This window comes from Actinacidiphila glaucinigra, from assembly GCF_035918135.1.
Taxonomy (GTDB): Bacteria; Actinomycetota; Actinomycetes; order Streptomycetales; family Streptomycetaceae; genus Actinacidiphila; species Actinacidiphila glaucinigra.
In genome coordinates, this window is record NZ_CP109144.1 from 4,631,434 (window position 1) to 4,644,366 (window position 12,933).

The window sequence follows — 12,933 nt, forward strand, 5'->3', positions numbered from 1 at the left end:
CGTGCGTTTCGGCATTCTGGGGGAGACGAGAGCGCTGCGGGACGACGGGGGCACCGCCGCCGTCGGAGGCCCGGGACGGCGGGCGCTGCTGGCGATGCTGCTGCTGGAGGCGGGCCGGATCGTCAGCACCGAGCGGCTGATCGACGGGCTGTACGGGGACGAGCCGCCGACCGGGGTCGGCAACGCGCTGCAGTCCCAGGTCTCGCGGCTGCGCGCGGCCGTGGGCGTGCCCATCGAGCGCCCTCCCGGGGGCTACCGGCTGCTGGTCGCCCGGGACGAGGTGGACGTGCACCGCTTTGAACGCCTCGCTGCCGAGGGCCGGGAGGCGCTGGCCGCCGGTGACCCCGGGAAGGCCGCGGGCCTGCTGCGCGGCGCGCTGGACCTGTGGCGGGGCTCCGCCCTGGCGGACGTGGGCGAAGCACCCTTCGCGCGGGCGCAGGTGACGCGGCTGGAGGAACTGCGGATCGCGGCGGTGGAGGACCGGATCGCGGCCGAGTTGGTGTTGGACGCCCGGCACCACCGGGAACTCGTCGCCGAGCTGCAGGAGCTGGTCTCCCGCTACCCGCTGCGGGAACGGCTGCGGGCCCAGTTGATGCGCGCGCTGTACGGCTGCGGCCGCCAGTCCGAGGCGCTGCGGGTGTACGAGGACGCGCGGCGTGAACTCGCCGAGTCCCTCGGCGCGGACCCCGGCCCGGAGCTGGCGGAGGCGCATCTGGCGGTGCTGCGCGGCGAGCCGGGCCCGGCTCGTCCCGTACCGGTCTCCTTCTCCGGGGGCGCCGGGGGTGCGCCGGATGCCCGGGCTTCGGTTGTTTCACGTGAAACACCGTCCGCGGGCGACCCGGCCGCGTCTCCCCTCCGGCACGGCCTGCCCGCCCAGCTGACCAGCTTCATCGGCCGTGAGGAGGAGCTGGCACGGATCGGCGCGCGGATCTCCGACGCCAGGCTGGTCACCCTGATCGGCCCGGGCGGCGCGGGCAAGACGCGTGTCGCCGTGGAGGCGGCCGGACGGCACACGGGCGAGGTCCGCTTCGTGGACCTCTCCGGGCTGACCCATGGCTCCGAGGTGCCGCAGGCGATCGCTGGGGCCCTGGGTCTGCGGGAGGCGGGCCCGCTCCCCGGGACCGCGGGGCGTGAGGCCGCGGGCCCGGGGGGCGCGCCGCTCGCCCGCCTGACGGCCGCGCTGACCGACCGGGACCTGCTGCTCGTGCTGGACAACTGCGAGCACCTGATCGCCGACGTCGCCCGGATCGCCGCGGAGCTGCTGGCCGCCTGCCCGCGGGTAAGGGTGCTGGCGACCACCCGGGAGGCGCTCGGCGTGAACGGCGAGACGCTCTGCCCACTGGAACCGCTGCCCCTGCCGGTGCCCGGCGCGCCGGAGAAGGACGTGCTCGGCTCCCCCGCCGTCCGGCTGTTCCTGGAGCGGGCCGCCGCCGTGAGCCCGTCCGGCCGGTTGCCCGACTCCGAGGCGGCCGCCCGGATCTGCCGTGCGCTGGACGGCGTCCCGCTCGCCATCGAGCTGGCCGCCGCGCGCCTGCGGTCGCTGTCGGCCGCCGACATCGCCGCCCGGCTCGGGGACGTGCTCGCCGGGCCGGGTGACCGCTTCCGGCTGCTCTCCCGGGGCAGTCGCACCGCCCAGCCGCGCCAGCGGACCCTGCGCGGCGTCGTCGACTGGAGCTGGGAGCTGCTGCCGGAGGACGAGCGCACCGTGCTGAGCCGCGCCTCCGTCTTCACCGGGGGCTGGACGCTGCCGGCCGCCGAGGCGATCTGCGCGGGACCGGTGGCCGGCCCGGCGGGCGGTGACGCCATCGACGCCGAGGACATGCTCGACCTGCTCGCCTCCCTCGCCGACAAGTCGCTGCTGGTGGTGGACCGTCCGGACGGGGAGGGAGAAGGTGAGGGCGGTGTCCGCTACCGGCTGCTCCAGACCATCAGGGCGTACGCCGCCGAACGCCTCGCGGAGACGGGCGAGTCGGAGACGCTGCGCGGGGCGCACGCCGCGTACTTCCTCGACCTGGCGCTGACCGCCGACCCGTGGCTGCGCCGCGCCGAGCAACTGGAGTGGCTGCGCCGCCTCACCGCCGACCACGACAACCTGCACGCCGCGCTGCGCGGTTCGGTGGCCGCGGGCGACACCGCCCTGGCGCTGCGGCTGCTCGCCGCCCTGTGCACGTACTGGATGCTGCGCGGCATACGGTACGAGGGCGCCCAGCCCGCCCGCGAGCTGCTGGCGGCGACCGGGCCCGGCGGGCTGCCGGGGCTGGCGGAGGAGTACGCGCTGTGCGTGATCACCGCCGCCTCCGTCACCGCGGACCAGGCCGAACTCGCCGTCCACCTGGCGGCCGCCACGGACGTCGTCGCCGGGCTCGGCGGGATGGCCCGCCGCTACCCCGTGCTGAACCTGCTCTGGGCGCCCTTCGCCGGGGTGCCGGACGACGAGACGTACGCCCGGTACGCGGTGAGCGCGACGAGCCTCCTCGAACCCTGGCAGCAGGCACTGGTCCACGTCGGCTCGGGATTCCACGCGTGGATGGTCGGCGGGGACATCGCCGCCGCCGACAGGGAGTTCGGCCGGGCCCTCGTCGGGTTCCGCGCCCTGGGCGACCGCTGGGGGGCCACGATGGCCCTCACCCAGCTCGCCTGGCTGTCCGGTGCCCGCGGTGACGTGGCGCGGGCCGTGGGGCTGATCGACGAGGCCCTCGGCCACGCCGCCGAGCTGGGCGCCACCGAAAGCGTCGCCGAACTGCTCGGGGAGCGCGGCAGATGCGGTCTGCGGGCCGGACGGTACGAGGAGGCCCGGGCCGACTTCACGCGCGGCCTGGAGCTCGCCCGCCGCTGCGGCGCCCGGGAGATGTTCGCCGGGGCCCACCTGGGCCTCGGCGAGTGCGCCCGGCTGACCGGCGACCTCGCCGAGGCGCGGCGGCTGTCGGGGCTGGCCCTGTCCGAGTCGCTGGACGGCTGGTACACCGGCGAGAGCGCCCGCGCCGAGGCGCACATCGCCCTCGGCAGGATCGCCCTCGAGGAGGGCGGCACGGCCGCCGCCCGCGGGTACTTCCGTGAGGCGGCCGACGTGGAGCACGGGGCCCGCGACCTGCCGCTCGCGGCGAACCTCGCCGATGCCTTCGCCGGGCTCGCGCTCGCCGAGGGGGACCCCGCGCGGGCCGCCGAACTCCTGGGCCTGGGCCGTGCGCTGCGCGGTCCGCAGGTGCCGGCCGGTCCCGACGCCGCCCGCACCGAGGACGCCGTGCGGGCCGCCCTCGGCGACCCGGCCCACGAGGAGGCGCTTGCGCGCGGTGCGCGGCTCCCCGCCGACCGGGCGCTGCGGGCGCTGACCGCGCTGACCGGGCGCCCGTAGCCGCCGGTCAGCTCGCGGTGCGCGGCCGGTCAGCGCTCGCGCGCACCGTGTCGGCCATGACGAATCCCGCAAGGACACACGACGCCGCGGCCGCGGCCCCCGCGGCCCCCGCCCGCCACCGGTGGGCCGCCCTCGCCGTCTGCTGCCTCGCCGCCATGCTCCTCGGCATCGACAACAGCGTGCTCAACTACGCCATCCCCTCGCTGCTGAGGGACATGGGCCCCTCCGGCACCGAGATCCTGTGGATCTCCGACGTCTACGGCTTCGCCATGGGCGGCCTGCTGGTCGTCATGGGCAACCTCGGCGACCGGCTCGGCCGCAAGCGGATGATGCTGCTGGGTGCCGCCGCCTTCGGCGTGGCGTCGCTTCTCACCGCCTACGCTCCCACCCCCGGGGCACTGATCGCGGGCCGCGCGCTGCTCGGCGTCGCCGGGGCGGCGATGGTCCCCTCCACGCTCTCCGTCGTGCGGCACGCCTTCACCGACCCCAGGGAGCGCACCACGGCGATCGGGATCAGCAGCGGCATCGGCGCCGCGAGTTTCGCGCTCGGCCCGGTCGTCGGAGGCCTGCTGCTGGACCACTTCTGGTGGGGCTCGGTCTTCCTGATCAACGTCCCGCTCATGGCCGTCGTCCTGGTGGCCGGTGTCCTGGTGCTGCCGGAGTCACGCAACCCGCGGCCGGGCCGGCTCGACTGGATCGGCGTGCCGCTGTCGGTCGTCGGTGTCGTGGGAGCCGTCTACGCGATCAAGGAGGGCTTCCGGGACGGCGCGGACCACGCGCCCGTGTGGATCGCCGCGGCGGTCGCGACGGCGGCCCTGACGCTGTTCGCCCGCCGCCAGGTGCGCGTCGAGGAACCCCTGATCGACCTGCGGCTGTTCCGAAACCCGGCCTTCAGCGGCGCGGTCGGCTCCAACCTGGTCATGATCTTCGCCTCGTCCACGCTGTCGCTCGCCTTCTCCCTGTACTTCCAGGTCGTCCGCGGCTGGTCGCCCTTCACCGCGGGGCTGGCGCTGCTCCCCGGCCCGCTGGCCGCGGCCTTCGCCGCTCCGCTGGCCACCGCGCTGATCCCGCGGCTGGGCCGGGCGCGGGTGGTGGCACTCGGGCTGGTGCTGCTGTCCGCGAGCACCGCGGGGCTCGGCTCGCTGTCCTCGCCGGGGATGCCGTACTGGGGGCTGCTGGCACCGCTGGTCGTCAACGGCGCGGGCATCATCCTGATCGTCTCCGTCACCAACGACACGATTCTGGCGAGTGCCCCCAAGGAGCGGACCGGCGCGGCCGCCGCCGTCTCGGAGACCGCCATGGAGATGGGCGGCTCGCTGGGCATCGCGATCCTCGGCTCGCTGCTCGGCGCGATCTACCGCGACGCCCTCGTCCTGCCCTCGGGGCTGCCCGCGGGCACCGCGGACGCCGCCCGGGAGTCGGTGGGCGGGGCCTTCGAGGCGGCTGCGCGGGTGCCCGCGGCGGACGGGATCGCGCTGCTGGCGGCCGCGAAGGACGCCTTCTGCCACAGCGTGCAGGTCACCGCCGTGGTGGGGGCGGTGCTGCTCGCCGTGGGCGCCGTAGCGGCGCTGTACACCCTGCGCGGGGTGCCGGCGGAGATCCCCGACCCCGAGGAGGAGGTCCTGCCGACGGCCGCGCCGTCCGGACGGTGACGGGTGCGTACGGCAGGAGGGCGGCGGACCCGTCACGGGTCCGCCGCCCTCCTGCCTGCCGTGTCACACCGCTGCCGGTGTCCGGGCCGTCACGTCACGGGTAGGTGTCCCCGCGGTCGCGACGGTCGTCGGCGTCCGACTCCGCCTGCTTGGCCTGTACCTCCGGGTCGAGGGCCTCCACCGGCGAGCCGTCGACCTTGCCGAACGAGGCGTCGGCCCCGACGCCGCCGTTGAGGGAGGCGCGGTCGGCGACCTCGGTGGCGGGCGCGGGCTCCACCAGCCAGTCGGGGTTGGTCTGCTTGCTCCACCACTTCCACGCCGCGAAGCCCGCCCCGGCGACGAGGCCCGCCAGCAGCAGGCCCTTGGCGAACCGCCCGTTGCGGGCCCGGCGCTCGCGGCGGCGCTCCAGCTTGCGGATGTCGTCCGCCGTGACGTGGCTGCGCAGCACGGCGACGGCGGCGGCGCTGCGGGCGGCCGCCTCCTCCGCGGCCGGAGCCGCGACGCTGCGCACGGTGGTCACCGCCTGGCCCATCCGCGGCGCCGTGAACTCCGCCGCCAGACGGGCGGTGTCACGGGTGCGCCGGGCGGCGGTCCCCACCTTCTGCTGGACGCCCGGCGGCACCGCCGCCAGGGCCTGGTCGAGACGCGCCGCCAGGTGCGCGTCGTACTGAGTCCGGGCCGCCGCGCGGGCCTGCCGCCCGGCCGCCGACACCCGCGGTGCCAGGTAGAGCCTGGCCTCGTCCGTGTAGTGCGCGGCGTTGAGCTTCGCTGTGTCGGCGTACGGCGCCACCACGTCCGCGGCGTGCCGCACGCTGACCCTCGTCCTCTCGGCTGCGTCGCGCACGCTGTCGATGCGGGTCACGAGAACCTCCTCCTCGGTGGCGTTCGGTTTTCGCCTTTCCACCCGGTTTGAAATCATGCCCGCCGCCGCGGGGTACGGCATGTGCGTACGGGCATCCGGGTCAAGGGGAGCCTTCACCGACGATGCCACCGGATGACCTGCGGCGCGACAGTTGCGTTCGGGATGCCGCGGCATGCGAGGATTTGCCCCTGTCAGTGAGGACTATGGAAGGCAAGATCGTGGCCGAGCAGCTCTACGCCACCCTGAAGACCAACCACGGGGACATCACCGTCCGGCTGCTGCCGAACCACGCGCCGAAGACGGTCAAGAACTTCGTGGAGCTCGCCGAGGGCGGCCGGGAGTGGACGGACCCCCACACCGGTCGGACCTCCCGCGACCCTCTCTACGACGGCACGGTCTTCCACCGGGTCATCTCCGGCTTCATGATCCAGGGCGGCGACCCGCTGGGCAACGGCACCGGCGGTCCCGGCTACCAGTTCCCCGACGAGTTCCACCCGGACCTCGGCTTCACCAAGCCCTACCTCCTGGCCATGGCCAACGCCGGCCCGGGCACCAACGGCTCGCAGTTCTTCATCACGGTCGCCCCGACCGCGTGGCTCACCCGCAAGCACACCATCTTCGGCGAGGTCACCGACCCCGCCAGCCAGAAGGTCGTGGACTCCATCGCGACCACCCCCACCAACCCGCGCACCGAGCGTCCGCTGGAGGACGTCGTGATCCAGAGCGTCCTGATCGAGCGTCGCTGAGGTCCCGGGAACCCGAACGCCCCGCCCGTGCGTATGACGGGCGGGGCGATTCCGCTGCGAAGGGCTGAGACATGACCGACCAGGCCGTCCGCTGCTACCGGCACCCGGACCGGGAGACCGGGATCCGCTGCTCGCGCTGTGAGCGGCCGATCTGCCCGGAGTGCATGATCAACGCGTCGGTCGGCTTCCACTGCCCGGAGTGCGTGCGGGAGGGCCGTCGCGCGGCCCAGGCCGCCGAACCCCGCACGGTGGCGGGCGGCTCGGTGGCCGGGGACCCCCGGCTGGTCACCAAGGTCCTGATCGGGCTGAACCTGCTGGTCTTCCTGCTCGCCAGGGTCGAGGGCGGGCCTTTCGTCAAGGCGCTGGGGCTCTTCACCCCGTGCTACGTCCCCGACAGCGTGCAGTGCGGCGTGGCGGGCGGACCCGGCGAGTGGTACCGGCTGGTGAGCTCGATGTTCCTCCACCAGGACTTCGCGCACATCGCCTTCAACATGCTCTCGCTGTGGTGGATCGGCGGTCCGCTGGAGACGCTGCTCGGCCGGGCCCGCTACACCGCGCTCTACCTGATCGCGGGGCTGGGGGGCAGCGCGCTGGTGGTGCTGCTGGCCCCGGAGACCCTGACCCTGGGCGCCTCGGGTGCGATCTACGGGCTCTTCGGCGCCACGGCCGTCTTCGTGAAGCGGCTGCGGATGGACATGCGGCCCGTCCTGATCCTGCTCGGGCTGAACCTGCTGTTCACCTTCACCTGGGCGAACATCAGCTGGGAGGCGCACATCGGCGGTCTCGTCACCGGGGCGGTCATCGCCGTCGCGATGGCGTACGCGCCGCGCTCGCGCCGGGCGCTGGTCCAGTGGGGGACGTGCGTGGCGATGCTGGCCGCCGTGGCGGTCACGGTGTGGGCCGGGGTCGCGAATATCTCCGCGTAGGCCGTAACGCGCACCGTTGATCAGACGTTATCCACAGAGAGGCGGAGGCCTCCTGTGCATCGTGCGGGCAAGCCGTGCGCGAGCCCGTACACACCGTGTCTGACCTGCAAGATCAATGAAAGACCGGTGGTCCGTACATCGGACCACCGGTCACACCGGTGTCAACCGGCCAGTGGTTATCCACAGATCATGCGACCTTTTCAACACTGTGGATGACGCCTGTGGATAACTGTGCGAGCTGCTATTTCCACTGCGTGGACACGACGAACCCGCCCGCGATGAAGCCGAAGCCGACCGCGATGTTCCAGTTGCCCAGTTGCTCGATCGGGAAGCTGCCCTGCGTCACGTAGAAGACCACGATCCACGCCAGGCCGACGAGGAACAGCGCCAGCATGAGCGGAGCCACCCAGCCGCGGCCGGACTTCAGCTTTATGGGGGTGGTCTTCTCCGGGGGCGGAGTGAAGTCGGCCTTCTTGCGGATCCGTGACTTCGGCACGAGGGACTCTCCTGTCGATGCGCTGCGTAACCGCGCGTGTGACGTCTTGTGTGTGCGGCCGGACGACTGGAGGGACCATGTCTCCGGGCGTCCGTTAGCGTAGTGCTTCCTCGGGTTGGAAGGAGATAAGGCTACGGTGAGCAATCCGGTTGACCTCTCCCCAGCCCGCCGATCCGCCCGGTCTGTGGTGCTTCGTGTGCTCAGCGCCGGGGTGTTCGCCATGGCCGGTCTGCTGTTCTGGATGAGTTTCGACACCGCCAAGGGCCTGGACATCCGCACCGACGACCCGCTGCTGCGCCTGTCGGACCGCGTCCAGGAGAAGAGCCGCCAGAACGAGCAACTGGACAACGAGCTCGCCGGGGTGCGCAAGGACGTCGACGGACTCGCCCACACGGACAGCGGCGTCAGCGACGCCGCCCGGAAGCAGCTGGCGCGGCTCGGCGCCGAGGCCGGAACCGTCAAGCTCACCGGTCCCGCCGTCTCCGTCACCCTGAACGACGCGCCGCCGGACGCGACCCCGCTCGTCCCGGGCGTGCCGGACCCGCAGCCGAACGACCTCGTCATCCACCAGCAGGACCTGCAGGCCGTGGTCAACGCCCTGTGGGCGGGTGGCGCCTCCGGCATCAGGGTGATGGACCAGCGGCTGATCTCCACCAGCGCGGTGCGCTGCGTCGGCAACACCCTCATCCTGCAGGGCCGCGTCTACTCCCCGCCGTACACCATCACGGCCGTCGGAGACCAGGAGAAGCTGCACAGGGCGCTGGACGCCAGCCCCGCGATCCAGAACTACCTGCAGTACGTCCAGGCCTACGGGCTCGGCTGGAAAGTCGAGGACGACCGACGGGTGACTCTTCCCGGCTACTCCGGCACAGTGGATCTGCGGTACGCCAAGCCTGTGGGGTGAGCATGCGCCTGGTGGTGCGGACACTGAGCGAGTTGTGCATCACCGTGGGCGCGTTGATCGTGCTCTTCGTCTGCTACGTGCTGTTCTGGACCGGCGTGCGGGCGGACCGCGCGATGGACGGGGAGATCGACCGGCTGGAGGACCGCTGGGCGACCGGGCCCGTCTCCATGGCCGACCCGCCCCCCGGGGGCACGGACGGTCCCTCCCCCTCGGCCTCCGCTTCCCGCCGGCCCGCGCCGTCGGCGCCGTCCGCGGCGCCCTACCGGGACGGCAGGGCCTTCGCGGTGATGTACGTCCCGCGGCTGGGGCGCTCCTGGCACAAGCCGGTGCTGGAGGGGACGGGCACCGGCACCCTGAAGAAGGGCCTCGGCCACTATGCGAACACCGCCCGGCTCGGCGCCGTGGGCAACTTCGCCGTCGCCGGCCACCGCCGCACCTACGGCGACCCGTTCAAGGACTTCCCCAGGCTGCGCAAGGGCGACGAGGTGGTCCTGACCGACGGGCGCACCTGGTACACCTACGAGATCGACCGCGCACCCTACCGCACGGTCCCCACCGACGTCGCTGTGATCGATCCCGTCCCGGAGAAGTCCGGATACACCGTTCCGGGCCGCTATCTGACCCTGACCACCTGCGATCCCGAGTGGGGCCACAGCCACCGGCTCATCACCTGGGGGCACCTGGAATCCACCCAGGCCGTGGAGGACGGTATGCCGGAGGGCTTGTCGGGCTAATCTTGGGCGAGGCACGGGCACGGAAGGCAGGAAGGCGGCGCATGTACGGCTGGATCTGGCGGCATCTGCCGGGCAACGTGTGGGTGAGGGCACTCCTTTCGCTGGTGCTGGTCGTCGCCGCTGTCTACGTGCTGTTCCAGTACGTCTTCCCGTGGGCGGAGCCGTTGCTGCCGTTCGGGGACGTCACCGTCGACGAGGGGATGCCGGCCGGCCGATGAGCGCGCGCATCCTCGTCGTGGACAACTACGACAGCTTCGTCTTCAACCTGGTCCAGTACCTGTACCAGCTGGGCGCCGAGTGCGAGGTGCTCCGCAACGACCAGGTGGAGCTCTCCCACGCCCAGGACGGCTTCGACGGCGTCCTGCTCTCGCCCGGCCCCGGCACCCCCGAGGAGGCCGGCGTCTGCGTCGACATGGTGCGCCACTGCGCCGCCACCGACGTGCCGGTCTTCGGCGTCTGCCTCGGACTGCAGTCCATGGCGGTCGCGTACGGCGGCGTGGTGGACCGGGCGCCGGAACTGCTGCACGGCAAGACCTCCCTGGTGACCCACGAGGGCCGCGGGGTCTTCGCCGGGCTGCCGACGCCGTTCACCGCGACCCGCTACCACTCGCTGGCGGTCGAACGGGACACGGTGCCGGAGGAGTTGGAGATCACCTCCTGGACGGAGAACGGCATCATCATGGGACTGCGGCACCGCAGCGCCCGGGTGGAGGGCGTCCAGTTCCACCCCGAGTCGGTGCTCACCGAATGGGGGCACCGGATGCTCGCCAACTGGCTGGTGGAATGCGGCGACAAGGGAGCCGTCAAGCGTTCCGCGGGCCTCGCGCCTGTGGTCGGAACCAGGGCGTGACTGCGTGACCGCGCATCGGCACTTCGGTGACACCGCCGAATTCGCCGCCGCGGTGGAGCAGTTGGCCGATCCGCTCAGCGACCCGCTGCCCAACACCGCTCGGCACGCGGCTCCGCCCGCGCAGGAAGCCGCCACGGAGCCCGCCGCGGAGCCCGCCGCGGAGCCCACTGCGGCGTCGCTCACGGAGCCCGCCGCGGAGCCCACCATGACCCCGCCCGCGACCGCGCAGCCGGTCGCACCCCAGGCCTCGGTCCCGCGTCGGCGGACGTACGAGCAGGGCTTCCAGGGGCCCGTGCGGCCCGCCTACGAGGCGCCGCCGGCCGACCCGTGGCCCGCCCCGTCGCCCGTGTCCGCGCCGGGTCCCGAGGAGCCGCCCGAGCCGCGCCCCCGGCACAGAGGGCCGGCCGAGCAGCCGTACGCCGAGGGGGCCAGGCCCGTCCGGCGCCCCCTCACCGTCGAGGAGCGGGCCGCCGCGCGCCGACGGGTGGCGGGCGCGCCCGGCGACACCATGGCGATGCCCGCGGTGACCGGGCCGGAGGCCGAACGCGGGCGGGAGGCCGAGCGGGAGCGCGAGCGGGACCTGGATCGGGACCTGGATCGGGAGGAGACCCCGCAATCGTCCCCCGATGCCCTGGCGCCCGAGGGCGGCGGCCGCGCCGCCCGCCGGAAAGCGGCCCAGGAGGCCGCACGGCGCGGCGGCAGGGGACGGAGGCGTTCCGGTCCCTCCGCGGCCTCCCAGGCCGCCACAGAGGCCGCCACGGCCCCCATGGCGTCTACCCCGGCCGCCCCGAGGTCCCGGCTGGAGGCCCGGCGCGCCGCGCGCGCGGCCAAGGAGAGTCCCGCGGTGATCGCCAGCAGGGTCGCCGGCGAGGTGTTCATCACCCTGGGCGTGCTGATGCTGCTCTTCGTCACCTACCAGCTGTGGTGGACCAACGTCCTCGCCCACCAGCAGGCCGGCGGCGCCGCCAGCAACCTGCAGAAGCAGTGGGAGGGCGAGAAGGGGCCGAACCGCGACCCCGGCGCCTTCACCCCCGGGCAGGGCTTCGCGATCATGTACATCCCCAAGCTGGACGTGAAGGCGCCGATCGCCGAGGGCATCGACAAGCACAAGGTGCTCGACAAGGGCATGATCGGCCACTACTCCGGTGAGCTGGAGACGGCCATGCCCTGGGACAAGAAGGGCAACTTCTCCCTCGCCGCGCACCGCAACACCCACGGCGAACCGTTCCGCTACGTCAACAAGCTGGTGGCGGGGGACAAGGTCGTGGTCGAGACCGAGAGCACGTACTACACGTACGAGGTCACGAGCATGCTGCCCTCCACCCCGCCCTCCAACATCTCGGTGATCAAGCCGATCCCCGTCGGATCGGGCTTCACCAAGCCCGGCCGCTACATCACACTGACCACGTGCACACCGGAGTTCACCAGTAAGTTCCGGTTGATCGTCTGGGGCAAGATGGTCGAGGAACGGCCGCGCAGCAAGGGCAAGCCGGACGCCCTGGTCGAGTAGGCCAGGTACGGACGCACACAGATCGGGGCAAGTGGTGACGACCACGCAGCATGACCGCGCCCGGGAGGCCGTGCCGACCCGGCGCCGCCTCTCGTGGTTCGCCGCCACCGTCAGCCTGATCGGTGAACTCCTCATCACCGCGGGCGTGATCCTGGGGCTCTTCGTCGTCTACTCACTGTGGTGGACGAACGTCCTGGCCGACCGTGCCGCCAAGCACGACAGCGACGCCGTGAGGCGCCAGTGGGCCGACAGCGCCCCGGGCAAGCTCGACACCAAGGGCGGCATCGGCTTCCTCCACGTCCCCGCCATGGGCAAGGACTACGAGGTCCTGGTGACGAAGGGCACCACCACGAAGGTGCTCAACGAGGGCGTCGCCGGCTACTACACCGACCCCGTCGAGTCGGCCATGCCCTGGGACAAGAAGGGCAACTTCACGCTCGCCGCGCACCGCGACGGCCACGGCGCCAAGTTCCACAACATCCACAAGATCAAGGACGGCGACCCGGTCGTCTTCGAGGACCGCGACACCTGGTACGTCTACAAGGTCTACAAGGTGCTCCCCGAGACCTCGAAGTTCAACGTCGAGGTCATCGACCAGATCCCGAAGGAGAGCGGCAAGAAGAAGGCCGGCCGCTACCTCACGCTCACCACCTGCACCCCGGTCTACACCTCGCGCGACCGCTACATCGTGTGGGCCGAACTCGTCCGCACCCAGAAGGTGGACGCCAAGCGGACGCCTCCGGCGGAGCTGGGCTGAGGCGGTACAGGGCCCCCGCCCGGGTGGGGGTCGAAGCGAACGGAAGGGGCCGCGGACTCGATGTCCGCGGCCCCTTTTCCGTTCCCCAGTGTGTTCGAGGGCCCGGTTCTCCGGCGGCAATGAAGCGGGGAGGCGGTCACCGTG

12 protein-coding genes are annotated in these 12,933 nt (G+C 72.8%); 10 read left to right on the forward strand and 2 right to left on the reverse strand.

All coding sequences use genetic code 11. The annotated features are described in order from the left end of the window. Position 1 precedes the first annotated feature (1 nt). Entirely contained in the window at positions 2 to 3,352 is a 3,351-nt protein-coding gene (locus tag OIE69_RS20695; protein WP_326573685.1) for an AfsR/SARP family transcriptional regulator, read from the forward strand. A 56-nt stretch (positions 3,353 to 3,408) separates the two neighbouring features. Continuing rightward, complete coding sequence (locus tag OIE69_RS20700) at positions 3,409 to 5,004, forward strand: MFS transporter (RefSeq protein WP_326573687.1); 1,596 nt, start codon at positions 3,409 to 3,411, stop codon at positions 5,002 to 5,004. Between the two features lie 94 nt (positions 5,005 to 5,098). Here OIE69_RS20700 and OIE69_RS20705 read toward each other — a convergent pair whose 3' ends face one another. Next, on the reverse strand, positions 5,099 to 5,866 hold the full coding sequence (locus tag OIE69_RS20705) for a DUF5324 family protein (protein ID WP_326573690.1): 768 nt from the start codon (positions 5,864 to 5,866) through the stop codon (positions 5,099 to 5,101). 218 nt (positions 5,867 to 6,084) lie between these two features. Here OIE69_RS20705 and OIE69_RS20710 point away from each other — a divergent pair, with 218 nt between their 5' ends. Beyond that, positions 6,085 to 6,612, forward strand: coding sequence for a peptidylprolyl isomerase (locus tag OIE69_RS20710; protein WP_326581296.1), 528 nt, complete (start codon positions 6,085 to 6,087; stop codon positions 6,610 to 6,612). A 71-nt stretch (positions 6,613 to 6,683) separates the two neighbouring features. Beyond that, positions 6,684 to 7,538: a rhomboid family intramembrane serine protease gene (locus tag OIE69_RS20715; protein ID WP_326573692.1), complete on the forward strand. Its 855-nt coding sequence runs from the start codon at positions 6,684 to 6,686 to the stop codon at positions 7,536 to 7,538. A 241-nt stretch (positions 7,539 to 7,779) separates the two neighbouring features. Here OIE69_RS20715 and crgA read toward each other — a convergent pair whose 3' ends face one another. Next, positions 7,780 to 8,034, reverse strand: coding sequence for a cell division protein CrgA (crgA, locus tag OIE69_RS20720; RefSeq protein WP_089229113.1), 255 nt, complete (start codon positions 8,032 to 8,034; stop codon positions 7,780 to 7,782). Between the two features lie 136 nt (positions 8,035 to 8,170). Here crgA and OIE69_RS20725 point away from each other — a divergent pair, with 136 nt between their 5' ends. The 6 genes from OIE69_RS20725 to OIE69_RS20750 are packed head-to-tail and all read left to right on the forward strand — an operon-like array spanning position 8,171 to position 12,789. Continuing rightward, positions 8,171 to 8,938, forward strand: a complete 768-nt coding sequence (locus tag OIE69_RS20725; RefSeq protein WP_392567541.1) for a DUF881 domain-containing protein — start codon at positions 8,171 to 8,173, stop codon at positions 8,936 to 8,938. Between the two features lie 2 nt (positions 8,939 to 8,940). Next, complete coding sequence (locus OIE69_RS20730) at positions 8,941 to 9,672, forward strand: class E sortase (protein ID WP_326581300.1); 732 nt, start codon at positions 8,941 to 8,943, stop codon at positions 9,670 to 9,672. Positions 9,673 to 9,713: 41 nt separating this feature from the next. Then, positions 9,714 to 9,890, forward strand: a complete 177-nt coding sequence (locus OIE69_RS20735) for a hypothetical protein (protein WP_326573695.1) — start codon at positions 9,714 to 9,716, stop codon at positions 9,888 to 9,890. Then, on the forward strand, positions 9,887 to 10,522 hold the full coding sequence (locus OIE69_RS20740; protein ID WP_326573697.1) for an aminodeoxychorismate/anthranilate synthase component II: 636 nt from the start codon (positions 9,887 to 9,889) through the stop codon (positions 10,520 to 10,522). Before OIE69_RS20735 ends, OIE69_RS20740 begins: the two co-directional genes overlap by 4 nt. 4 nt (positions 10,523 to 10,526) lie before the next feature. Further along, positions 10,527 to 12,032 (forward strand): class E sortase, encoded by a 1,506-nt coding sequence (locus OIE69_RS20745; RefSeq protein ID WP_326573699.1) that lies wholly within the window; start codon positions 10,527 to 10,529, stop codon positions 12,030 to 12,032. Between the two features lie 34 nt (positions 12,033 to 12,066). Next, the gene (locus OIE69_RS20750; protein WP_392567542.1) at positions 12,067 to 12,789 is read left to right on the forward strand and encodes a class E sortase; all 723 of its coding nucleotides are present in this window, start codon (positions 12,067 to 12,069) and stop codon (positions 12,787 to 12,789) included. Positions 12,790 to 12,933: the final 144 nt, after the last annotated feature.